Origin of the sequence: Sphingopyxis indica (genome assembly GCF_900188185.1) — a bacterium.
Classification (GTDB): Bacteria; Pseudomonadota; Alphaproteobacteria; order Sphingomonadales; family Sphingomonadaceae; genus Sphingopyxis; species Sphingopyxis indica.
The window spans coordinates 73,579-95,761 of sequence record NZ_FZPA01000005.1 but is presented as its reverse complement, the minus strand read 5'-3'; the positions used below and the strand labels follow the sequence as shown (position 1 = coordinate 95,761).

The window sequence follows — 22,183 nt, the reverse complement described above, 5'->3', positions numbered from 1 at the left end:
TATGAACATGAGTCAGTTTCAGAAAGCCGAATATTTCGCCTCTTTGCATGTCGCGGGCAACCCGCTTTTGCTGCAAAATGCCTGGGACGCGGGCAGTGCGAAGGCGATCGCCGGAGCCGGCGGCAAGGCGATTGCGACAAGCAGCTGGGCCGTCGCCGCTGCGCATGGTTACGAGGATGGCGAGGCAATACCCCTCGAGCTTGCCCAAATGATTGTCGGCCGGATCGCCGCAACGACCGATTTGCCGGTGACTGTGGACGTCGAAGGCGGATACAGCGACGAGGATCCGGTGCTCGCGGGAAATATCTCGCGCTTTCTTGATGCGGGCGTCGTGGGCATCAACTTCGAGGATCGCATCGTCGCTGGTACGGGTCTTTATGGTGTCGAACGACAGGCCGCACGTATCGCCGCCATTCGAGCGATGACGACCGCTCGCGCCATTCCGTTGTTCATCAACGCTCGCACCGATCTGTTCCTCGGCACCGACGGCGGCCATGCGTCCCTGATGGACGAGGCGAAGCGTCGGGCGGACGCCTATGCTGCCGCCGGGGCCTCGGGCTTCTTTGTGCCGGGGCTGTCCGACGACGGCCTGATCGCCGAAATTTGTGCGGCGAGCACCCTGCCGATCAATGTCATGGTCATGGACGGTGTGTCGCCTGCCGACCGGCTCGCCGCTCTTGGTGTCGCGCGGATCAGCTATGGGCCGATCCCCTACATGGAAACCATGGCCGGCCTCGCTTCCGCGGTTCGGGATGAGCTGTCGCCATCGGCTAAGGCGGCGGCCTAGACGTCGACCGATCGTTGCAAGCCGGGCTGGCTGGCGAGCCCCGATCACAGGAGAGCGGCGAGTGCTGTCATGAACCGCGCGATCGCCGCCAGCGATCGGTCATCGAATCCGCGTGTCATGCTGCGCATGTCATGTGCGAAGGTTTCGAACTCGTCTTTCACCGGCGCAATCGCTTCTCGCACAGCCTCAATCCTCGTCCGCCGCTGGTCGAAGCCATCGGCGGCGCGACGGATGAAACCGCGGGTCTCCAACCGGTCGAGGATACGGGTGATCGAGCTGGGCGGAATGTCACTCGTCTCGGCGATGGCGGATGGCGTGACCGGGGACGAACTCAGCGCGATGATATGCAGGACCTGCATATCGACGGCGAGCAGATCGAATTTCTTGGCCACCCTGTCGTTCATCAGGACGAGTGAGGGGATCATGCGCTGGAACGCATCGATGATCCTGTCATAGTCGCTCGAGGCGGGGATTTGGTCGTTACGAGCGCCCATTTCGTTCCACTCCGGAAATATCTTGCCGATTTGCTTCCATAGTGGAAATAAAGCGGCGGCGCTACCTGGTCCCCGATTCGCGATCGCCGGACGTGTAGTGCGCCCATTGCCTTTCGGGTTTGATACGAGGGAATCGCCGGTGACCGACGTCGTAATCGTCATGCTCTGCATCGTGCCGCTCATGCTCCACCTGGCCTGGCCGGGCAAATCCAGCGCACGCTCGCGCGCGCGCTTCGGCGCTTTGGGATTGGGGTTCGCTTTCTGCTTCTTTGCGGCCGGACGCATTGCGGTGCCGGACGAGCTCATCGCCATGCTCCCGCCCTGGGTACCCTATCGCCCTCTCATCATCTATGGGACAGGACTGTTGGAACTTGGGATCGCCGCCGCGCTCTTCACCTCGAAATGGCGCAAATGGGGAGGGATGGCGGCAGCTGCGGTTCTGATTCTCTTCTTTCCGGCCAATGTCTATGCGGCGATCAATAATATCGGCACGCTCGCGAGCCTGCCTGGACCGGCCTATCTGTGGATCCGCGGTCCATTGCAGCTTTTCCTGCTCGCATGGACCTATTGGCCGATACGCTGGGTGCATGCGCCCGCAAGCAGGTTCATTCGCGATGCCGGGTCGAAAATCTTCTGAAAATCAGAGGATGTTCGGATTGTCCGCCGCGCTTCACATCGTGACGACGATCTTCCCGAATTGCGCCCCCGATTCCAGATAGCGATGCGCGTCGACGATCCGGTCGAAGGGAAAGCATTTCGAGATGGTCGGTTGCAGCTTTCCGCTGGCCAGCCCGTCGAGGATGAACTGCTTCGCCGTTTCCAGGCGCTCGGGGACCCCCGTGATCTCGTGGACCAGATAGCCGCGCAGCGTCAGGCTCTTGCCCAGCACCGAAGGAAGCGGGAAAGGTGTCGGCAGCCCGCTCAACCCGCCATATTCGATGAGCATGCCGCCGCGCGCCATCGCATCGGTCAGCGGTTCGAAGATCGGTCCGCCAATAGGATCGAACACGACCCGCACCCCGGCCGGTCCGGCGATCTGCCGCAGTCGCAGCCCCAAATCTTCGGTCTCGGTGGCGATCACATGGGCCGCACCGGCATCGAGCAGGGCCTGCCGCTTGGCGCTGCCGCGCGTAACGGCGATGGGCATTGCCCCGACGATATTGGCGATCTCGATCGCGGCGAGGCCCACGCTGCTGGACGCGGCGGTGATGACCACCTTATCGTCGCGGCGCAGTCTCGCGGTTTCGACAAGCGCACCAAAGGCTGTCAGATATTGCATCCAGGCGGCCGCGGCCTGGTTCCAGGTCAAATCGGCCGGATGTTTGACGACGCGGTTCGCCGGCACACTGATATATTCAGCATATGTCGGCGACGCGGCCATCGAGATCGCCGGGATGACACTCACTGCATCGCCGGGCTCGAAGCCCACGACGCCATCCCCCAGCGCGTCGACGATACCGGCTGCTTCCAGCCCGAGTCCCGATGGGAGCGAGGGCGTCTCGATATAGGCGCCCGATCGCATCAAAGCCTCGGCGCGATTGAGACCCAGCGCCTTGACCCTGATCCGCACCGCTCCGGGGCGAGGAGCAGGTATTTCCGCTGTCTCAAAGCGCAATACTTCAGGGCCTCCGTGGCGATCAAAACGAACTGTCAGCATGGCCTTATCCATCATGTTTGATTTCTAATTTGTGGTATCATGACAGGCCTCGGCGATATATCCGTCGTTCGATACGGAATAAGTAACCAAAGGTTTCTAATATGGATCGCCTCACGAGCATGGCCGTCTTCGTCAAAGCGGCGGATCTGGGTTCCTTCGCCGCGGCCGCCGACGCGCTTGGCCTGTCCGGACCGATGGTCGGCAAGCATGTCCGCTTTCTGGAGGATCGCCTTGGCGTGCGGCTGATCAATCGAACGACGCGGCGGCAAAGCCTGACCGAGTTCGGCGGCGAATATTATGAGCGGTGCCGAATGATCCTTGCCGAAACGGCGGCGGCCGATGCGCTGGCGGCGTCGCGGCTGGCCGAGCCACGCGGCAAGCTTCGCGTTACCGCCCCGGTCCATTTCGGGCGTCGCTGCGTGCTGCCGGCCATGATGGAGCTCGCGGCCAGGTTTCCCGACCTGGAACTGGATCTTTCGTTCAGTGATCGCCTCGCCGACCTGAATGAGGATGGGTATGACCTGGCCGTGCGAACAGGGATATTGGGAAATCTGGGCGGAGTAGCGGGGCGCCGGGTTGCCAGCCAACGGATGCTTGTGTGCGGGGCACCGACCTATATCGAAAGAAATGGGCGCCCCGAACGTATCGGGGATTTGGAGCGTCACATCGGCATTGTCTACCGTCGCTCCGGCCTGATTCCTCCGTGGCGGTTTCACGGGGCCGACGGTGCGCCCGTCGAGGTCGTGCCCGCGTTTCGCATCAGCATGGACGATTTGGCAGCCATCGCGGATGCGGCGACGGAGGGGGCCGGCCTCGCATGGCTTCCTTCGTGGCTCATTCGCGATCGGCTCGAAGCAGGGCAGCTTGTCGAACTCTTGGCGGGGCAGTCGGGGCTTCCATACGACGTCTACGCTCTGTGGCCATCTACGCACGCCATTCTGCCCAAGGTGCGCGTCGCGACCGATGTCCTGGCGCGCGAATTGCCGGGACTAATGTGCAATTAGGATCAAAATTTGTAGTTGGCAGCGCATCGGCGGTCGGTTTGAGCCAAGACAGCGCAGACGTCTGAGTCTGTAACCGGTACGCTAGATCTCTTCATCGATTATCCCGTGATCACCTTGAGGTGATTGGCTAACAAGCTCGACGTATCTGCGCCTCAGGCTCTTGCAGCGATCAATCAGTTCGTCGAGGCGGGAATATTGGGCGAACGCACGGGCTATCGCCGCAACCGCGTGTTCGAAGCAGAAGCCGTGCTGGCCATCGTCAACAGAAGCTTCGGCTCGGCCTCTCCCGACTGGCGCAAACGAGCGAAGGCGTCTGCAGCGGGCCGGGAAGGGTGCTTGAGATCGAACTTCTGGTCTCGCTTGAACATTTTACGCAATTTCCGCGAGATTTTAAGTGATTGATTTCATTAAGACACTGCGATAGGAAAGCCTAGACGGCAGAAAACTGCCGTTTTCGCCGCGAGGCGAGAAGCTGGCGCGAGCAATCATAATCCGCGTGTCGGGGGTTCAAGTCCCTCCTCCGCTACCAAAATCCCGTATATCCTCGAACCGTCGCGGCCACGCTGGCACGGGCGTCTGCCCGATTTGCGGGATATTCGGCGGCAGCCGGGCGTCTCTTTGTTTCAGATCGCGCCCGCCTGCAATTGCTTCACCGCATGGTCGGCCGCGCGCGCGGTCAGCGCCATGAAGGTCAGCGACGGGTTCACGCACGAAATCGAGGCCATCTGCGCGCCGTCGGTGACGAACAAATTGCTCGCGTCGTGCGCCTGGCTCCACTTGTTCAGCACCGATTCGCGCGGGTCTGCGCCCATGCGCGCGCCGCCCATTTCGTGGATCGCGTCGCCCGGAACATGCTCCTTGCGCTCGCTCTGCACATTGATGAGGCCCGCGGCGCGCAGCATCTTTTCGCCTTCGGTGCGCGCGTCGCTCATCATCTTGAGCTCATTCTCGCGGAAGGTGACGTCAAAGCGCATCAGCGGGACGCCGAAGCGATCGACCTTGTCGGGGTGCAGGCTGACGCGATTATCCTCATAGGGCAGGCATTCGCCGAACGCACCCATGCCGAATTTCCACGAGTCATATCGGCGCATCCCGTGCTTCATCGCGGCACCGAAGCCCTGCGGCCAGGCGGGGTTGCGATAGGCGGACCCCTGATAGCCATAGCCGCGGCGGAAGCCGACGCCTTCTTCGCCGCCGACGTTGCGGAAACGCGGGATATAGACCGCGCCGGGACGCCGGCCATATTCGATATAGTCGGTCATGCCCGGGATCTCGCCCGAGATGCCGACGCGGAAGATATGGTCCATCACATAGCGGCCGAGGGTGCCGCTTGTATCGAAATGGCTCTTGCCGGTGCCGGGGATGCGCGAGTTCATCAGGATCTGCGTCGAGGCCATCGCCGAGGCGCAGAGGAAGACGAGGCGCGCCGGGATGATCTCGGCAACCCCGGTCTTTGCATCGACGACGCGCACGCCGGTCACGCGCCTGGCCTTCGGATCATATTCGAGGTTCGAGACGACAGCGTCGGCGCGCAGCGTCAGGCGCCCGGTCGCGCGCGCGGCGGGCAATGTGACCGCCTGCGTCGAAAAATAGGCGCCGAACGAGCAGCCGCGCCCGCACTGGTTGCGGAACTGGCAGCGGCTGCGGCCCTGGTCGGGCTTGTCCTCGGTCATGTTCGACAAGCGCGCGTGGATGAGCTTGCGTCCCGGCGAGGTCGCCTCGAGCCGCTCCTTGAGCCATTTCTCCGCGATGTTCATCGGCATCGGCGGCTGGAATTCGCTGTCGGGGAGCTGCGGCAGATTCTCGCGGCTGCCCGACACGCCGGCATATTTTTCGACATAGCTGTACCAGGGCGCGAGGTCGTCGTAGCGGATCGGCCAATCGATCCCGACATTCTCGCGCTTGTTCGCCTCGAAATCTTCGGGGCTCCAGCGGAAACTCCAGCGCCCCCAGATCAGCGACTTGCCGCCGACCGCGCCGGGGCGGATCCAGTAGAATTTCTCCCCCTCGTCATAGGCATAGGGGTTGAGCCGGTCGTTGTTGTAGAATTTCTGGCTCGCGGGGGAGACATAGCCGTGGGTGGCGATGAAATAGTCGCTCTCGATCAGCGGCTCGGGCATGATGTTGCGCGCCGGAATCTCATAGGCGGGCTTGCCGTCATAGCTATAGTCGGCGCCATGCTCGACCATCACGCCGCGGTCGAGCATCAGCACGCGCAGCCCCTTTTCGGTCAGCTCCTTCGCCGCCCAGCCGCCGCTGACCCCCGAGCCGACGACGATCGCGTCATATTGGTTCGTCGCAGTCATATGCATATCCTCCGGTGGTCGGATCAGGCGCGAAGGCGGCTGAGCGTCGTGAAGCTGGCGGTGATGTCGGGCAGATAGGGCGCCGGCGCCTGGTCGTTCTCGACATAGAAGTGCCGCACGCCCGCGACGTCGTTGAGCGTGAAGATGTCGGCGAAGTCGATCACGCCCTTGCCAACGCTGGTCATATCGCCGCCCGCCGTCATGTCCTTGACGTGATAGGCGTAAATCTGGCCCGGCAGGCGGCGGATCAGCGCCTTGGGATCCTGCCCCGCCTTCACCGCCCAGAACAGGTCGAGCTCGATCTGCACCAGCGCCGGATCGCGTTCGGCGAGCAGCATGTCGAACAGGCTCGTCTCGCCATCCTTCACCAGAAATTCGAAATCATGATTGTGATAGGCGAAGCCGAGCCCGGCATCCTTCAGCCGCGCGGCGAAGCGGTTGAAATCGGCGAGCGCGGTGCGCCACGCCGCGGGTTCGCGATATTTGGAATCCATCCACGGCAGGACAATCGTGTCGGCACCGAGCGTGCGCGCCATCGCCACGGCCGCGTCGAACTGCCCCGCGAGCGCGTCATAGCCGACGTGGATCGACGGCGCGGTCAGCCCGAGCCGGTCCATCGCCCCGCGCAGCGCGGCATGGTCCATCGCATCATAACCGCCGCCGCCGAATTCCACTTCGCGATAGCCGATCTTCGCCACCTTCTCGAGCGTGCCGATCGGGTCCGCCGCAAAGATTTCGCGCACCGTGTAGAGTTGAAGCCCGATCTTTCGCAATGCGTTTGCCGCCGTTGCGGCGAGCGGTCCTGCGGCGAAGGCCGCCGCCAAAAGCGTGCCGCCCGCGAGCAGCTGACGTCGGTTCATGCTCATGACGAATAGACCTTGTTGACGTTGGAATAGGGGAAAGCGCCGTCATATTCGCCCGGCACGGGCAGATATTCGCGCTCCTGCGTGATGCCGATCTCTGACGTGTAATAGCCGGTGATGACGAGCTGGCGGAATTTGTCGAAGAAGTCGGCGCCGCCGGGCAGCGCGCCGTTCATCGCGAGCGTCAGCAGCGCATCCTGCTGTTCGGGCGTCGCCTCGGCCGCGGCGACCTTGTAATCGCGCCGGCTGCGCGCCTCGATCGCATCGAGGCCGGCGAGGATCGGCGCCTTGTCTTCGGGCATGGCCCAGTCGGCGAGCAGCTTTTCGATGAAAGCGGGCACCTCCGCCGCGATCGCGCCGGGCGTGTCGGTGGTGGGGATCACCCGCTCGCTGAGCGCAGTCACCAGCGCGCGCTGTCCTGCCGTGAACACGGCGCTGCTCGGCGGGCCGGTGTCGATCACCGGTATCTTGCCCGACGCGGCGCGCGCGATCGGCGCGAACAGCGCGGCACCGAACATCGTGACGATGCCGGCAAGGGCGTCTCTGCGGTCGATCACCGGGGGTCTCCTTCGTCGTGACTTTTCGCGGCCGCCGGAAGCGGGCGGACCCAGATGTTGCGGAACGATACCGGCGAACCGTGATCCTGAAGCTGGAGCGGCGCGGCGTCGCCATGCGCTTCATAATGGCCGACCTGTCGCCAGATGGTCGTGCCGAGCCACGGCTGGCGGTTCTGCACCAGCACGCCGTTCAGAAAGGCGGTGATGTAGGCGGGACGTTCGAGCGTGCCGTCGGCGGCGAAATGCGGGCGTTCGAAGATGATGTCATAGCTTTGCCACGCACCGGGCGGACGCGAGGGGTTCACCAGCGGCGGCTTCCAGCCATAGATGGCGCCGACCGTCCCGTCGGCATAGGTCGCGTTCTGATAGCCGTCGAGGATCTGGATTTCGTAGCGCTGCATGAACCAGATGCCGCTGTTGCCGCGGTCCTGCGAACTGTGCTGCGGCGGGCTCGGCGAACGGAATTCGAGGTGGAGCTGAACGTCGCCGAAGCTCTGCTTGCTGACAAGCAGGCTTTCGGCCTCGCCCTCGCCGCGTGCCGGCACGGTCATCACGTCCTTTTCGACGACCCACGGCTTGCCCGTCGCGGTCCAGGCATCGGGCGAAAGCCGGATCGCGTCGGACGGCGCGGCACCGGGCTCGGCGCCCGGCGTCACCACCTCGGGATAGGGGCGGTCGGAATCGTGGACATGCCAATCGCCGCCCGGCAGCATCGGGGTATCCTTGAACCCCGGCCTGTCCTGCGCCATGCCGCCGCTTCCCGCCAGCGCCGCGGCGACCATCGCGGCGGCCCAACCGATCCGTCTCACGCTTTTCCTCCTCATGCCGCGTCGATCGCGCGATAGGCGGCGACCAGCCGCTCCTCGCCCGCGCGGCCCTCGACCGAATTGCCATGTTCCATGCCGATCACGCCGGCGTAGCGCTTCGCGCGAAGCCGGCGGACGATGTTGCGATAGTTGATTTCGCCGGTGCCCGGCTCGTTGCGCCCCGGATTGTCGCCGAACTGGATATAGCCGATCTCGTTCCAGCAAGCGTCGAGCGTGTTGATCAGATTCCCTGCCTGGATCTGCTCGTGATAGAGGTCCGCCAATATCTTCACCGCGGGGCTGTTCACGCCCCGCGCGACCGCGAAGCCCTGCGGGATCGTTTGCAGAAAAACACCGGGATGGTTCACCAGCGTGTTGAGCGGCTCCATCACCAGCGTGAGCCCGTGCGGTTCGACGATCTCGGCGGCGCGGCGCATCGTGTCGACGATCCGGGCGGTCTGGATATCGGCCGGAATCCGGCGGTCGAGGAAGCCCGGAACGACCGTCGCCCATTTCGCGTCGAGCCGCTTCGCGACCTCGATCGAGGCGCGGATGTCGGACAGAAAGGCCTCGCGGTCGGTATCGTCGCCGCCGCCGAGCTGGGGGCGGAAATCGCCCCATCGCGGCATACTCGCGACGAAGACGCCCATCGCCATCCCGCGCTGTTGCAATGCCCGCGCCATCGCCGTCTGCTCGGCGACCGGGCGCCCCGCCGCCTCATTATCCTCCCACGCGGTGAAGCCCTGATCGGCGGCGAAAGCGATCTGTTCGAGCCGGTCGCCGCGGCTCGCGAAACTGCCTTCGTGCGGGGCGTAGCCGAGCGAGAAGCGCGGAGCGTTGCTCGCCGGGGCGGCGTGGGCAACCGCCGCCGCTCCCGCCGCGGCGACGCTTCCCGCCAGCACCGAACGCCGTGACAGCCTCATGCGGCCTCACCCGCGAGCGCCGCGCGCGACTTGCCGCGCTCGCGCAGCCAGACGAAGCCGAACACCGCGAGCAGGATCAGCGGCAGGATCGCGAGGCGCTGGAAGGACAGCGACGCCGCGGCATCCTCGACCGCCAGCTTCGCTGCGCCGGTCAGGGCGGCGAAGGCTTCGGGTCCGCCGGCGAACTCGACCTTCGCCGCGTCATACATCGCGCCGAGCTGCGGCAGGACGAAGAAGCTGGCGAGCGCGCCCGCCGATCCGACCAGCCCCATCGCCCACGATCCGCCGCGCGGATAGCGTTCGGCGACCGAAGCGAGCATCGTCGGCCACATCACGCACACGCCAAGACCCCAGACGGTCGAGGCAAGGATCGCCGTAACCGGCGACTGCGCCTGGCTGAGCATGAACAGCCCGATCGCCGCGAGCAGGCTCGACACCCAGAGCAGCCCCGGGTTCGAGATGCGGTTCGCGAGCCGCCCCGCGAAGTGGCGGAATATGAACATCAGTGCGTTGACATAGACGAGCAGCAATATGCCGCGCATCCCGACGCGGTTCGACAGCGCGACGTCGATCCACTGGCCGGGCGCGAGTTCGGATGCCGCGGTCAGGAACATCGCGCCGAACCAGATGAAGAAGCTCGGACGGCGGAACACCTCGCTCAGCATTTCGCCGAAGCTGACGCCGCTTTGTTCACGAAGCGGCGGCGGAAAGGCGGTCGTCGCGGCGATCAGCACCGTCGCGGCGGCGGGGATCATCACCAGTGCCATGATCCCCTGCCACGGCAGCGCGTCCGAGAAGAAGAATCCGGTCAGCCCGCCGACGATGATCCCGCCGGGAAACCAGGCGTGGAGCACGTTGAGCCGGTGCGTCGTATCCTCGGGATAAAGCTGTGCGGTCAGCGGATTGATCGTCGCTTCGGTGAGCCCCCAGCCAATGCCGCTCAGCAGCATGCCGAGCCATACCAGCGTATAGATGCCCATTCCGCTCGCGACATGGCCCGCAGTGACGATCAGCAGCGGGCCGGCGATGAAGCAGAGGCCGGCGCCGATCAGGCACCGCTTCATGCCGAGCTGGTCGAGCAGCGCGCTCGCAACGAACAGGGTGATCGAAAAGCTGAGGAAGGCGGCGCCGAGCGCGGCGGCGACGAGTTCGCCGGCGTGCAGCGGCGCGATCGGGTCGATCCATTCGCCCTTGAGCCCGCTCGCGATCGCACCGCGGATCGCGAGGCTCGCGGCCGCGGTGAACAGCGCGAGCACGCCGAGCCAGAATAATCGTCCCTTGTGTACTGTCCCCGCCATCCTGCACTCTCCCCTTTATCGTTTTGATCGTGCGCCGCGTTGGCGTCAGTCGAGCCCCAGCAGCTTGCGATTGAGCGCCGGATCGCTGCCGCCGGCGAAATCGTCGAACGCCTTGTCGGCGCGGCGGATCATGTGCGCCGCGATGAAGGGCGCACCTTCGCGCGCGCCGTCCTCGGGATGCTTCAGACAGCATTCCCATTCGAGCACCGCCCAGCCCGAATAGCCATATTGGGTGAGGCGCGAGAAGATGCCGCCGAAGTCGACCTGCCCGTCGCCGAGCGAGCGAAAGCGCCCCGGACGGTCCACCCAGTCCTGATAGCCGCCATAGACGCCCGAGCGCCCCGTCGGGTTGAGTTCCGCATCCTTGACGTGGAACATGCGGATGCGCTCGTGATAGATGTCGATGAACTCGAGATAGTCGAGCGCTTGCAGCACATAATGGCTGGGATCGTAGAGGATGTTGGCGCGCGGATGATCGCCGACACCGGCGAGGAAGCGCTCGAACGTCACACCGTCGTGCAGATCCTCGCCGGGATGGATTTCATAGGCGAGGTCGACGCCCTGTTCGTCGAAGGCGTCGAGGATCGGGCGCCAGCGCCGCGCGAGCTCGGTGAAGGCTTCCTCGACCAGCCCCGCCGGGCGCTGCGGCCATGGGTAGAGATAGGGCCAGGCGAGCGCACCCGAGAAAGTCGCATGGGCGTCGAGGCCGAGCCGCCGGCTCGCGCGCGCGGCGAAGTGCAATTGCTCGACCGCCCACGCCTGGCGCTCGGCGGGCTTGCCGCGCAGCGCCTCGGGCGCGAAACCGTCGAACGCCACGTCATAGGCGGGGTGGACCGCGACGAGCTGGCCCTGCAAATGCGTCGACAGCTCGGTGATCTCGACCCCCGCCTCGCGGCAGGTGCCGGCAAGCTCGTCGCAATAATCCTGGCTTTCGGCGGCCCGGCGAAGGTCGATGCAGCGGCTGTCCCACGTCGGAATCTGGACGCCGGCATAGCCCGCATCGGCCATCCAGCGCGCGGCCGACGGCAGCGTATCGAACGGCGCCGCGTCGCCCATGAATTGCGCGAGGAAAATCGCCGGTCCCTTCATGCCGCTGCCCCTTTCGATTATTTCGACGTTTCGGTCTTGAGATAGGAGATCAGCGCCGCGCGCCGCGCGGGATCGGGGACGCTCACGAACATGCGCGTGCCCGGAACCAGCTTGGTCGGCGCGGTCAGATAGGCATCGAGGGTTTTGTCGGTCCACTGGATTTTCGAGGCCTTGAGCGCGGGGCTGAAATTGAAGCCCGGTGCCGACGCCGCCTTGCGGCCGAAAAGTCCGTGGAGATTGGGCCCGACGCCGTTCTTGCCGCCGGCCTCGAGCGTATGACAGGCCCGGCACGCGGCAAAGGCCTGCGCCCCGGCATTTTGACCCGCACCTGCACGCGCTGTTGGCGGCGCAAAAAATGTTAGCGCAACCAAAAGTGTTGCCACCACCGGCAGCACGACCCTAAATTTCATTATCCTCTCCTGTCTGGCAACAGCCGGTCGAGACATGTAACCATCGCGAATCGAGTTAAGCAATCGTTTTTCGGAAATATGTCTCGGGAGAATACGAATGGGAGCGCGGGCGAAACTTCGCTACGGAATGGCGGGCGGCGGTGAGGGCGCCTTCATCGGAGCGGTCCACCGGATGGCTGCGGCGCTCGATGGCGAATGGGAATTGGTGTGCGGCGCGTTCAGCGGCGATGCCGAACGCAGCCGGCGCAGCGCCGAGGCGCTCGGTCTCGATACGGCGCGCGCTTATGCGTCCTTCGATGCCCTGCTCGCCGGCGAAGCGGCGCTGCCCGAGGAGCGGCGAATGCAGGCGCTCGCCATTGTGACCCCGAACCATCTGCACGCGCCGATGTCGATCGCCGCGCTCGATGCCGGCTTTCATGTCCTGTGCGAAAAGCCGATGGCGATGAGCCTCGCCGAGGCGCGCGCCATCGACGCCGCGGCGCGGCGCGGCGGCAAGCTCTATGGTCTCGCCTTCACCTATAGCGGCTATCCGTTGATCGAGGAGGCGCGTCTGCGCGTCGCGCGCGGCGATTTCGGCGCGATCCGGCTGGTGCAGGTCGAATATTCGCAGGGCTGGCTGAGCGCCCCGATCGACCGCGACGGCAACAAGCAGGCCGAATGGCGCACCGATCCCGCGCGCGCGGGCCTCGGCGGCTGCCTCGGCGATATCGGCACCCACGCCTTTCAGCTTGCCGAGCATGTGTCGGGGCTGGCGGTCGACGCGCTGAGCGCCGACCTCACCATCCATGTCCCCGGCCGCCGCCTCGACGACGATGTCGCGGCGCTGCTGCGTTTCGCAGGCGGTGCGCGCGGCGTGCTCAAGGCGAGCCAGATCGCGGCGGGCGACGAAAACGGACTGCGCCTGCGCATCCATGGCGAGCGGGGCGGGCTCGACTGGTCGCAGATGGAACCGAACACGCTGACGCTGCGCTGGCTCGACCGCCCGGCCGAGATCGTCCGCGCCGGCGGCCCCGGCCTCGATCCTGCGACCATGGCGCAGCTGCGCACGCCGGCGGGACATCCCGAAGGCTACATCGAGGCGTTCGCCAACCTCTATCGCAGTTTCGGCCGCGCGGTGCGCGCGGGCGCCGCCGCCCCGCCCGCACGCGGCGACGCGGGCTGGTTCCCCGGCGCGCGCGACGGCCTGCGAACGATGGCGTTCGTCGAGGCGATGGTCGAAAACAGCGCCGGCGACGCGAAATGGACGACGCTCGCGCCGGGTGCGGGCTGACCTAGTCCGGCAGCGCCGGCACCGCGCGCGGCCGGCGGTCGGGGCCGACCGCGACGAAGATGAAGACCGCCTGGGTGACCTTGTGCCCTTCCTCGGAGTGCCGGTCGCGCGCCCAGGTTTCGACCTCGACGTGCATCGAGCTGCGGCCGACCTTGACCAGCCGGCCGAACACCGAAAGTTCGTCGCCGACGAAGACGGGACGGTGGAAGGACATGCCCTCCACCGAGATGGTGACCGCCCGGCCGCGCGCGTGGAGCGACGCGACCGACGAGGCGGCGAGGTCCATTTGAGCCATCAGCCAGCCGCCGAAAATATCGCCATAGACGTTGGCGTTCGCCGGCATGGCGGTGACGCGGACCGCGGGCTGGCCCTCTGGCATGGCGTCACTTTGCATCATGGGCCTCCTGCACATGCGCCCGCACGCGCATCGCCTTGGCTGCCGCGACCATCGCGACGAGCGCGGGGCGCACCTCGTCCCATTTGCGCGTCTTGAGCCCGCAATCGGGGTTCACCCAGAGCTGCGCCGCCGGCACATGGCGGCCGGCCAGGGTGAGAAGGCCGGTCATTTCGCTTGTCGCCGGAATGCGCGGGCTGTGGATGTCATAGACGCCCGGACCGACATCGTTCGGATAGGCATAGGACGCAAAGGCGTCGAGCAGCTCCATCTGCGACCGGGCGGTCTCGATCGAGATGACGTCGGCGTCCATGTTCCCGATTGCGCGGATGATGTCGTTGAATTCCGAATAGCACATATGGGTGTGGATCTGCGTGTCGTCGCGCACCCCCGACGAGGCGATGCGAAAGGCTTCGACGGCCCAGTCCAGATAGGTCTGCCATTCACCGCGGCGCAGCGGCAGGCCTTCGCGAAGCGCGGCTTCGTCGATCTGGATGATCGCCGCGCCCGCGGTTTCGAGATCGCGCACCTCGTCGCGGATCGCGAGCGCAATCTGGCGGCAGCTCGTCGCGCGCGGCTGATCGTCGCGGACGAAGGACCAGTTGAGTATGGTGACCGGCCCCGTCAACATGCCCTTCACCGGGCGATCGGTCTGGTCCTGCGCATAGCGCCACCACTCGACCGTCATCGGGGCGGGGCGCGAAACGTCGCCATAGAGGATCGGCGGGCGAACGCAGCGCGAGCCGTAGCTTTGCACCCAGCCGCTGCGGGTGAAAGCGAAGCCCGAAAGCTGCTCGCCGAAATATTGCACCATGTCGTTGCGCTCGAACTCGCCGTGGACGAGCACATCGAGACCGATTTCCTCCTGCCATTTGACCGCGGCGCGGGTTTCGGTGCGCAGGTATCGGGCGTAGGCGGCATCGTCGATCTCGCCCCGGATATGCGCGGCGCGCGCCTTTCGCACGTCGGCCGTTTGCGGAAAGGAGCCGATCGTCGTGGTCGGATAGGCGGGCAGGGCGAGGCGCTTTTGCTGCGCTTCGCGGCGCATGGCGAAGGGCGTCTCGCGGCGCGTCGCCGTCTCGTCGAGCGCGGCGAGACGCGCGGCGACATCGGGATCGTGAATCTTGGGCGAGGTCCGGCGCGCGACCGCCGCGATGCGCGAGGCGGAGAAGGCGCTGAAACTCGCGTCCTCGCCCTCGTTCAGCGCCTTGGCGAGCGCCGCCAGTTCCTCGATCTTTTGCGCCGCGAAACTCAGCCATTGGGCGATTTCGGGGTCGAGCGCGGTTTCGGAGGCGAGATCGACGGGCACATGGAGAAGCGAACAGGAGGGCGCGAGAATGAGGTCGCGCCCGGCCGCCAGGTCCTTGAGCCGCCAATAGAGGTCGGGAAGATTGGCGCGCCAGACGTTGCGGCCGTCGATGACGCCGAGCGAGAGGAGGATATGCGGCGCCAGCCGTGCGAGTGCCGCTTCGAACTGGCCGGGCGCGCGCACCAGATCGAGATGGACGCCATGCACGGGCAGGTCGGCGACGAGATCGAGATTGTCGCCGAGCCCGCCGAAATAGGTGGTGAGCATCAGGCGCGGGCCGCGGGTGGCAAGACGCGCATAGGCGCGCTCGAACGCGGTGCGCTGGCCGGCGGTCAGGTCGAGGACGAGGCAGGGCTCGTCGATCTGGACCCATTCGGCCCCCGCCTTCGCCAGCCGCGCCAATATGTCGGCATAGACATCGAGCAGGGCGGGAAGCAGGGCAAGCGGTTCGACCGCCTTGCCCTTTGCCAGCATCAGATAGCTCACCGGGCCGAGGAGGACGGGACGGGTGGCATAGCCGAGCGCCTTCGCCTCCTCAAACTCGTCGAAAATCTTGGTCGAGGCGATGCGGAAGCGCTGCCCGGCGGTCAGTTCGGGAACCATGAAATGATAGTTGGTGTCGAACCATTTGGTCATTTCCTGCGCGGTCGCGTCGTGGCCGTGCCGGCAGCCCCCGACGCGCGAGCCCTGCGTTCCGCGCGCCATGGCGAAATAGGTGTCGCTGTCGACCGTCTCGCCGTCCCAGTCATAGCGTGCAGGGACCGCGCCGATCAGCGCGCTGGTATCGAGCACATGGTCGTAGAGCGAGAAATCGTTCGACGGCAATATGTCGGCACCCAGCGCCTTTTGCCGCGCCCAGTTGGCGATGCGCAGCCCGGCGGCGGCCTCGCGCAGCTCTGCGAGGCCCGATTTGCCCGCCCAATAGGATTCGAGAGCGAATTTGAGTTCGCGGCGCAGGCCGATGCGAGGAAAACCCAAAGTGGCAACGCTGACAGTCATGGTTCGAACACCTTGCAAGGGGCAAGGGCGACAGCCGGACGAACATGCACATCGCGATGCGCCCGCGAGGCAAGGGTCGGGCGCAGCCATGCATGCGGCCTGACCGGACACCCCGCCGGAGGACGTATCTGACGAGGCAGGTCTCCTGGCTCGCGGATCGCCGCGGCGGCCTGGCCTTCCCGGCCCCTTGCGGACCAGTGACGCTTTTCGACCGCCGCTCACCGCTTACAGTTGCGGGGGCAGCGCCGGCTTTCCACCGGCTTCCCGTCTTAGCTTCGCGGCGCACGGGGCGACGCGAAGAACCTCGACCGCTTCAGGATAGGCGGAGGGCATATCTCGTCAATAGGGATATAAAGAATTCTTTATATCGGTTTCATATTACATTCACACACGAGATAGTGAATATTGACTCGTGCGAGAATCGACCGCATAAGGCGCGCCGAGGCAGCGACGAAGAGCGCTGTTCGGAGGGAGAGTCTGTATGAAGGTTCAGCTTCTTGCGTCCGCCGCCGCGGGCGCGCTTTTTGCACTACCCGCATCCGCAATGGCCCAGGCCGACGACGGGCAGTCCGGTGGCGACGCCACCGCGGCCGCCACCGCCGGCGAGCGCGGAGACCGCGAGGAAATCATCGTCACCGCCACCCGGCGCGACGTCCGCCTGCAGGACGTGCCGCTCAGCGTCACTGCTTTCAATCAGGACGATCTCGATGATCTGGGCATCGTCGGCTATGAAGGTATCGCGCAGAATACGCCGGGCATCGTCGTCAACCGGCCGACGCAGAATTTCAACAATTTCACCAGCCGCGGCATCAACACCAACGGCTATAGCGCGGGCCTTCAGAGCGCGGTCGCCATCTATGTCGACGAACTGCCGATTTCGGCGAACGGCAATTCGACGATCCTCGATCCCAACCTCTACGATGTCGAGCGCGTCGAATTTCTGCGCGGTCCGCAAGGGACGCTGTTCGGATCGAACTCGCTCGCCGGTGCGATGCGGATCATCACCAAAAGTCCCGACCTCGACGATTTCGAGGCGTCGGCCAATGTCGATCTCGGCCTCACCGGATCGAGCTCGGTGCGTCAGCGCTACAATGCGATGCTCAACCTGCCGCTTATGACCGACGCGGTGGCGCTGCGCGTGACCGGCTATTATCGCAACGAAGACGGCTGGATCGACAATATCGGCACCGGCATCGAGGATTCGAACAGCCTCGAAGCCTATGGCGGCCGCGCGGCGCTGCTGATGCAGCCGAGCGACCGGATGCGGGTCAAGCTGCTCGTTTCCTACGAGAACAGCAAGCCCGCCGATTCGTCGCTGACCAATCCCAACCTTGGGACGTTCGTGCGCAATTCGGACCGGCCCGACCTGTTTCAGGGCAAGCTCACCAACTATAATATCACGGTCAATTACGAGTTCGATTTCGCCGAGCTGATCAGCTCGACGACGCTGTCGGACTATGACGCGTCCTTCTATGTCGACCTTGCGGGAACCTATGGCCAGGCCTTTCCCTTCGCGCTTGACGCCTATGGCTATGACGATCTGTTCGTGCAGGAAACGCGGCTCGTGTCGCGCGGCGACGGGCCGTTCGAATGGGTCGCGGGTTTCTTTCTTTACGACAAGCGGCGCACCGTCGATTTCGCCTATCGCTCGACGCAGGACTATCTCGACGCGCATGGCATCGTCGGGCTGCCCGACGAATATTATCAGCGCTTCAACAGCTATACCGACCAGAGCGAAATCGCCGGATTCGGCGAGCTGACCTGGCATCTCAGCGACAAATTCTGGGTCACCGGCGGCCTGCGTTACGGCAATACCAAGGTGCAGAGCTTCACCCGCGGGGGCGGCTATAACAGCAACTATCTGACCGTCGCCTATTGTACAGAATTCACCGCGCTCTGCGGCGGCTTTGTCCCGCCGTTCAGCGGCATGACGCCGATCCCCTATGCCGAAGGGCTGAAAGTGTCCGACGATCGCCTGTCGTGGAAAGCGAGTGCATCGTGGAAGCCGAGCGACAGCCTGACGACCTATGCCACCGTCTCGACGGGTTTCCGTACCCCCGTCGTCAACGCGCGCGCCGGGCTGGTCAGCCAGATCGACCCCAACGACCTCGTGATTCCCGACGGCGCCCAGTCGGACAGCGTCACCAATTATGAGGTCGGCCTGAAAGGGCGATGGCTCGGCGGCGACCTGACCGCCAATGTCGCGGCCTATTATATCGACTGGCAGGACATTCAGGTTCAGGCGAACCGCGTGTCGGACTCGATCCAGTTCGCGACCAACATCGGCGGCGCGAAAAGCTATGGCGTCGAATTCGAATTTCTCGCGCGGCCCGTCGAGGGGCTCAGCCTGTCGGTCAACGGATCGCTCAACAATGCGAAGGTCAACAAGCTGACCGATTCCGAGGCGGCGATTTCGGGCGCCGAACTCGGCACGCGGCTCGCCTCGCCGCACTTCCAGGGATCGGCGACGCTGCGCTATGACTTCGGAATCGGAGACGGCAAATCGGCTTTTGGCGCGGTCAATGTCTCGCACGCCGATTCCTTCCCCAACCAGTTCCCCAATGTGCCGGGGAATCCGGCGGCGGTCAGCCCGACCTATGATTTCACCGACGCCTGGACGAATGTGAACCTGACCGCCGGAACGAAGCTCGGCGCGGTGAGCCTCACCGCCTATGTCGAAAATCTCTTTGACGACACCTCGATCACCTATGTCCATCCGGAGGCGTTCCTCGATGGGCGCTATGCCCGGATGCGCCCGCGGACGGTCGGTGTGCGCGCTGATTATCGCTTCTGATCGGGGGAGAGCCAATGATGAACGTTCGTCTGCGCGCCTTTGCTCTCATCGCTGCGGCCCTGCTCTCCGGGGCCGCTTCGGCGGCGGAGCGGCCGGTGGTCGACGCGCTGGCGGGTTCGGTTGCGGGCGTGGAGGTCGATGGCATCCGCAGCTTCAAGGGCATACCCTATGCCGCGCCGCCGGTCGGCGCGGCGCGCTGGACGCCGCCCCAGCCGGCGGCAAGCTGGCAGGGGACGCGCGACGCGACCGAATTCGGCGCGGCGTGTATGCAGCCCGGGCCGCGCGCGGCGAGCATCTACAGCTGGGACCTGCCGGCGATGAGCGAGGATTGCCTCTCGCTCAATATCTGGGCGCCAGAGGGGGCGAAGGATCTGCCGGTGTTCCTGTGGATCCACGGCGGGGCGCTCGTCAGCGGGTCGGGCGGCGATCCGCTCTATGACGGCAGCGCGCTCGCGAAGCGCGGGATGATCGTCGTGTCGATCAACTACCGGCTCGGCGCGCTCGGCTGGCTCGCGCATCCCGCGCTCAGCGCCGAATCGCCCGATCATGTATCGGGCAATTACGGCCTGCTCGACCAGATCGCGGCGCTTCAATGGGTGAAGCGCAACATCGGCGCTTTCGGCGGCGATGCGGCGAATGTCACGATTGCTGGGGAATCGGCGGGCGCGCTCAGCGTCATGTATCTGATGGCGGCGCCCGCGGCGCGCGGCCTGTTCGCCAATGCGATTGTCGAAAGCGGCTATATGGTGTCCGCGCCGGCGCTGCGCGACAGGGTTAACGGCATGGTTCCCGCCGAGGCGCAAGGTGCCGCGCTTGCCGCGAAGCTCGGCGCCAGCGATCTTGCCGCGCTTCGCGCGCTCCCCGCCAAAGCCATTGCCGAGGACGCGGCGAAAGCGGGCTATTTCCCTTTCCCGGCGATCGACGGCAAGACGGTCGCGCGCCAGCTCGTCGAAAGTTTCGACCGCGGCGAGCAGGCGCCGGTGCCGATCCTCGCCGGCTTCAACAGCGGCGAGATCCGCTCGCTGCGCTTCCTGCTGCCGAAGCCGCCCGCCGATGCGGCCGAATATGAAGCGACGATCCGCGCGAACTACGGCGAATTCGCCGAGGCCTTCCTCGCGCGCTATCCGGCGGAGACAATCGAGGATTCGATGCTCGCCGCGACGCGCGACGCGATGTACGGCTGGACCGCCGAACGGCTCGCCTCGAATCAGGCGGCGCTCGGTCAGGCGGCCTATTTCTATATCTTCGACCATGGTTATCCGGCGATGGAGCAATGGGGGCTGCACGCTTTCCACGCCGCCGAGCTGCCCTATGTCTTCGGCACCACGGGCAAGACGCCCGAGCTTTGGCCGAAAATCCCCGACACGCTCGCGGAGCGCAAACTGATCCGCGTCATCGGCGATTATTGGGCGAGCTTTGCGAAAAGCGGCCGGCCGCAGGCAAGCGACGCGCCCGCCTGGCCCGACTATGCCGACGACCGCGGCTTCATGCACTTTGCCGACGAACCGAAAGCCGCGCACAATCTCTTCCCCGGCACCGCCGCGCTGCACGAAGCGGTGGTCTGCCGCCGCCGCGCCGCCGGGGACATTCCGTGGAACTGGAACGTCGGCCTGGCATCGCCGCCGCTGCCGCCAAAGGCCGAGGGATGCCAATGATCGACGGATCGATGCAATCCTATCGGTTGACGCTCGACAAATTCCTCTCCCACGCCGCCAAATGGCATCCCGACGCCGAGGTCGTGTCGGGCGGGGAGGGCGCGAGTGTTCGCCGTATCTCCTACGCCGCGCTCCACGATCGCGCGCATGGCGTTTCGGGGGCCTTGCGCGAACTCGGCATCGGCCGCGGCGACCGCGTCGCGACGCTCGCGTGGAACACGCAGGGCCATGTCGAGGCATGGTACGGCATCATGGGCATGGGCGCGATCTGCCACACGCTCAACCCGCGCCTCACCGCCGCGCAGATCGGCGCGATGCTCGCACAGTCCGAAGCGCGCATTCTGCTCGCAAGCGCCGACCTGCTGCCGCTGGCGCGCGAGGCGAGCGCGAACCTCCCCGCCTTGCGGCGCATCCTGCTGCTCGACACCGACGCGGGCGAAGCGGGCGCCGACGCCTTTGCGCCGCTCGTCGATGCCGCGCCGCGCGGGTGCGAGTGGGGCGACTTCGACGAGACCACACCCTCGGGCCTGTGCTTCACCTCGGGCAGCACCGGCGCGCCAAAGGGCGTCACCTATACGCACCGCGGCTGCTATCTCCATACGATGCGCCAGCTTCAGGCCGATGTGCTCGGCCCGACGCCCCGCGATGCGATCCTCGCGGTGGTGCCGATGTTCCACGCCAACGCCTGGGGCCTGCCCTTCGCCGCGCCGGCGGTGGGGGCGAAGCTCGTGCTGCCCGGGCGCCATACCGACGGCGCGAGCCTCGCGCGGCTGATCCGGTCGGAGGGCGTGACCGCGGCCGCCGGGGTGCCGACGGTATGGCTCGGCCTCGTCGAACATCTCGAGGCGGAGGGCGGCGAGGTGCCGACGCTCCAGCGCATCCTCGTCGGCGGCTCGTCGATGCCGCCCGCGCTGATGGAGCGGATCGAGACGCGGCTGGGGGCCGAGGTGCAGACGAGCTGGGGGATGACCGAATTGTCGCCGCTCGGCACCGCGGCGCTGCCCGGCGACCCGCAGCGCAAGGCGTCGCTGTCGGGGCGCCCCGCGCTCGGCATCGACCTGCTCCTGACCGATGCCGAGGGCCGCGCGCTGCCCGAACAGCGCGGCGCCGAGGGTCATTTGCGCGTGCGCGGCGGCACCGTCGTCGAACGCTATTTCGGGCAGAGCGAGCCCGCGACCGACGCCGACGGCTGGTTCGACACCGGCGACCTCGCGCGGATCGACAGCGGCGGCAATCTGACCATCACCGGCCGCGCGAAGGATCTGATCAAATCGGGCGGCGAATGGATCAACCCGGCCGAGATCGAGGCGCTGGTCGGGGCGCTCCCGCAGGTCTCGCTCGCGGCGGTGATCGGGCGGCCCGACCCCAAATGGGGCGAGCGGCCGATCCTGCTCGTCGAAACCCATGGCGGCGCGGTCAGCGACGAAGACCTGCTTGCGCCGCTCGCCGGGCGGATCGCCTCGTGGTGGATGCCCGACGCGGTGGTACGCGTCGATGCGATGCCGCTCGCGGCGACCGGCAAGATCGACAAAATGCAATTGCGGGCCGAATATGGACAGGTGTAGTCC

At 65.6% G+C, this 22,183-nt stretch carries 20 protein-coding genes and 1 riboswitch; of the genes, 8 read left to right on the top strand and 12 right to left on the bottom strand.

Translation table 11 applies throughout. The annotated features are described in order from the left end of the window. Position 1 precedes the first annotated feature (1 nt). A complete protein-coding gene (locus CHB69_RS08690) occupies positions 2-787 on the top strand; it encodes an isocitrate lyase/PEP mutase family protein (protein WP_245836651.1) in 786 nt (261 codons plus the stop codon). 44 nt (positions 788-831) lie between these two features. On the opposite strand, the gene CHB69_RS08685 is transcribed toward CHB69_RS08690, so the two are convergent. Then, positions 832-1,587 (bottom strand): MarR family winged helix-turn-helix transcriptional regulator, encoded by a 756-nt coding sequence (locus tag CHB69_RS08685; RefSeq protein ID WP_170935490.1) that lies wholly within the window; start codon positions 1,585-1,587, stop codon positions 832-834. Between the two features lie 58 nt (positions 1,588-1,645). Between CHB69_RS08685 and CHB69_RS08680 the strand changes: the two genes are divergently transcribed. After that, positions 1,646-1,918: a DoxX family protein gene (locus CHB69_RS08680; protein ID WP_141133948.1), complete on the top strand. Its 273-nt coding sequence runs from the start codon at positions 1,646-1,648 to the stop codon at positions 1,916-1,918. A gap of 33 nt (positions 1,919-1,951) precedes the next feature. Here the strand turns inward: CHB69_RS08680 and CHB69_RS08675 are convergent, their stop codons facing one another. Continuing rightward, positions 1,952-2,953, bottom strand: a complete 1,002-nt coding sequence (locus tag CHB69_RS08675) for a zinc-dependent alcohol dehydrogenase family protein (RefSeq protein WP_245836649.1) — start codon at positions 2,951-2,953, stop codon at positions 1,952-1,954. Positions 2,954-3,039: 86 nt separating this feature from the next. Here CHB69_RS08675 and CHB69_RS08670 point away from each other — a divergent pair, with 86 nt between their 5' ends. After that, complete coding sequence (locus tag CHB69_RS08670; RefSeq protein WP_089215614.1) at positions 3,040-3,942, top strand: LysR family transcriptional regulator; 903 nt, start codon at positions 3,040-3,042, stop codon at positions 3,940-3,942. A 123-nt stretch (positions 3,943-4,065) separates the two neighbouring features. Continuing rightward, on the top strand, positions 4,066-4,344 hold the full coding sequence (locus CHB69_RS20395; protein ID WP_212541906.1) for a hypothetical protein: 279 nt from the start codon (positions 4,066-4,068) through the stop codon (positions 4,342-4,344). Positions 4,345-4,565: 221 nt separating this feature from the next. On the opposite strand, the gene CHB69_RS08660 is transcribed toward CHB69_RS20395, so the two are convergent. From CHB69_RS08660 to CHB69_RS08625, 8 genes are read right to left on the bottom strand one after another with little or no spacing between them, the layout of a single operon-like run. Continuing rightward, the gene (locus CHB69_RS08660; RefSeq protein WP_089215738.1) at positions 4,566-6,248 is read right to left on the bottom strand and encodes a GMC family oxidoreductase; all 1,683 of its coding nucleotides are present in this window, start codon (positions 6,246-6,248) and stop codon (positions 4,566-4,568) included. Positions 6,249-6,271: 23 nt separating this feature from the next. Beyond that, positions 6,272-7,114 carry a sugar phosphate isomerase/epimerase family protein gene (locus CHB69_RS08655; RefSeq protein ID WP_089215613.1) on the bottom strand — a complete coding sequence of 281 codons (843 nt, stop codon included), beginning with the start codon at positions 7,112-7,114 and terminating at the stop codon, positions 6,272-6,274. Then, complete coding sequence (locus CHB69_RS08650) at positions 7,111-7,668, bottom strand: gluconate 2-dehydrogenase subunit 3 family protein (RefSeq protein ID WP_089215612.1); 558 nt, start codon at positions 7,666-7,668, stop codon at positions 7,111-7,113. Before CHB69_RS08650 ends, CHB69_RS08655 begins: the two co-directional genes overlap by 4 nt. Beyond that, positions 7,665-8,477, bottom strand: coding sequence for a 3-keto-disaccharide hydrolase (locus CHB69_RS08645; RefSeq protein ID WP_245836647.1), 813 nt, complete (start codon positions 8,475-8,477; stop codon positions 7,665-7,667). The genes CHB69_RS08650 and CHB69_RS08645 overlap by 4 nt, the downstream gene beginning before the upstream one ends. Before the next feature lie 11 nt (positions 8,478-8,488). Then, positions 8,489-9,397, bottom strand: coding sequence for a hydroxypyruvate isomerase family protein (locus CHB69_RS08640; RefSeq protein WP_089215610.1), 909 nt, complete (start codon positions 9,395-9,397; stop codon positions 8,489-8,491). Beyond that, entirely contained in the window at positions 9,394-10,695 is a 1,302-nt protein-coding gene (locus tag CHB69_RS08635; RefSeq protein ID WP_089215609.1) for an MFS transporter, read from the bottom strand. Before CHB69_RS08635 ends, CHB69_RS08640 begins: the two co-directional genes overlap by 4 nt. A gap of 45 nt (positions 10,696-10,740) precedes the next feature. After that, positions 10,741-11,784: a sugar phosphate isomerase/epimerase family protein gene (locus tag CHB69_RS08630; RefSeq protein WP_089215608.1), complete on the bottom strand. Its 1,044-nt coding sequence runs from the start codon at positions 11,782-11,784 to the stop codon at positions 10,741-10,743. Positions 11,785-11,801: 17 nt separating this feature from the next. Then, positions 11,802-12,179 (bottom strand): c-type cytochrome, encoded by a 378-nt coding sequence (locus CHB69_RS08625; protein WP_245836645.1) that lies wholly within the window; start codon positions 12,177-12,179, stop codon positions 11,802-11,804. A 112-nt stretch (positions 12,180-12,291) separates the two neighbouring features. On the opposite strand from CHB69_RS08625, the gene CHB69_RS08620 reads away from it, so the two are divergent. Continuing rightward, positions 12,292-13,464: a Gfo/Idh/MocA family protein gene (locus CHB69_RS08620; protein ID WP_089215606.1), complete on the top strand. Its 1,173-nt coding sequence runs from the start codon at positions 12,292-12,294 to the stop codon at positions 13,462-13,464. Position 13,465: 1 nt separating this feature from the next. Here the strand turns inward: CHB69_RS08620 and CHB69_RS08615 are convergent, their stop codons facing one another. Together CHB69_RS08615 and metE are read right to left on the bottom strand one after the other, a co-directional pair. Then, the gene (locus CHB69_RS08615) at positions 13,466-13,861 is read right to left on the bottom strand and encodes an acyl-CoA thioesterase (RefSeq protein WP_089215605.1); all 396 of its coding nucleotides are present in this window, start codon (positions 13,859-13,861) and stop codon (positions 13,466-13,468) included. After that, positions 13,848-16,166 (bottom strand): 5-methyltetrahydropteroyltriglutamate--homocysteine S-methyltransferase, encoded by a 2,319-nt coding sequence (metE, locus tag CHB69_RS08610; RefSeq protein WP_089215604.1) that lies wholly within the window; start codon positions 16,164-16,166, stop codon positions 13,848-13,850. The genes CHB69_RS08615 and metE overlap by 14 nt, the downstream gene beginning before the upstream one ends. A 118-nt stretch (positions 16,167-16,284) precedes the next feature. Beyond that, positions 16,285-16,488, bottom strand: a riboswitch (cobalamin riboswitch). 222 nt (positions 16,489-16,710) lie between these two features. On the opposite strand from metE, the gene CHB69_RS08605 reads away from it, so the two are divergent. From CHB69_RS08605 to CHB69_RS08595, 3 genes are read left to right on the top strand one after another with little or no spacing between them, the layout of a single operon-like run. Continuing rightward, on the top strand, positions 16,711-18,960 hold the full coding sequence (locus CHB69_RS08605; protein WP_245836643.1) for a TonB-dependent receptor: 2,250 nt from the start codon (positions 16,711-16,713) through the stop codon (positions 18,958-18,960). A 14-nt stretch (positions 18,961-18,974) separates the two neighbouring features. Then, the gene (locus CHB69_RS08600; RefSeq protein ID WP_089215602.1) at positions 18,975-20,615 is read left to right on the top strand and encodes a carboxylesterase/lipase family protein; all 1,641 of its coding nucleotides are present in this window, start codon (positions 18,975-18,977) and stop codon (positions 20,613-20,615) included. After that, positions 20,612-22,180 (top strand): AMP-binding protein, encoded by a 1,569-nt coding sequence (locus CHB69_RS08595; RefSeq protein ID WP_089215601.1) that lies wholly within the window; start codon positions 20,612-20,614, stop codon positions 22,178-22,180. The genes CHB69_RS08600 and CHB69_RS08595 overlap by 4 nt, the downstream gene beginning before the upstream one ends. Positions 22,181-22,183 lie beyond the last annotated feature (3 nt).

Bases quoted from the DNA above. Each gene is read 5' to 3' on its own strand.
- CHB69_RS08690 (WP_245836651.1), top strand. From the start codon at position 2: ATGAACATGAGTCAGTTTCAGAAAGCCGAATATTTCGCCTCTTTGCAT.
- CHB69_RS08685 (WP_170935490.1), bottom strand. From the start codon at position 1,587: ATGAGCTCGTCCGGCACCGCAATGCGTCCGGCCGCAAAGAAGCAGAAA.
- CHB69_RS08675 (WP_245836649.1), bottom strand. From the start codon at position 2,953: ATGATGGATAAGGCCATGCTGACAGTTCGTTTTGATCGCCACGGAGGC.
- CHB69_RS08670 (WP_089215614.1), top strand. From the start codon at position 3,040: ATGGATCGCCTCACGAGCATGGCCGTCTTCGTCAAAGCGGCGGATCTG.
- CHB69_RS08660 (WP_089215738.1), bottom strand. From the start codon at position 6,248: ATGACTGCGACGAACCAATATGACGCGATCGTCGTCGGCTCGGGGGTC.
- CHB69_RS08655 (WP_089215613.1), bottom strand. From the start codon at position 7,114: ATGAGCATGAACCGACGTCAGCTGCTCGCGGGCGGCACGCTTTTGGCG.
- CHB69_RS08640 (WP_089215610.1), bottom strand. From the start codon at position 9,397: ATGAGGCTGTCACGGCGTTCGGTGCTGGCGGGAAGCGTCGCCGCGGCG.
- CHB69_RS08635 (WP_089215609.1), bottom strand. From the start codon at position 10,695: ATGGCGGGGACAGTACACAAGGGACGATTATTCTGGCTCGGCGTGCTC.
- CHB69_RS08630 (WP_089215608.1), bottom strand. From the start codon at position 11,784: ATGAAGGGACCGGCGATTTTCCTCGCGCAATTCATGGGCGACGCGGCG.
- CHB69_RS08620 (WP_089215606.1), top strand. From the start codon at position 12,292: ATGGGAGCGCGGGCGAAACTTCGCTACGGAATGGCGGGCGGCGGTGAG.
- CHB69_RS08615 (WP_089215605.1), bottom strand. From the start codon at position 13,861: ATGATGCAAAGTGACGCCATGCCAGAGGGCCAGCCCGCGGTCCGCGTC.
- metE (WP_089215604.1), bottom strand. From the start codon at position 16,166: ATGACTGTCAGCGTTGCCACTTTGGGTTTTCCTCGCATCGGCCTGCGC.
- CHB69_RS08605 (WP_245836643.1), top strand. From the start codon at position 16,711: ATGGCCCAGGCCGACGACGGGCAGTCCGGTGGCGACGCCACCGCGGCC.
- CHB69_RS08600 (WP_089215602.1), top strand. From the start codon at position 18,975: ATGATGAACGTTCGTCTGCGCGCCTTTGCTCTCATCGCTGCGGCCCTG.
- CHB69_RS08595 (WP_089215601.1), top strand. From the start codon at position 20,612: ATGATCGACGGATCGATGCAATCCTATCGGTTGACGCTCGACAAATTC.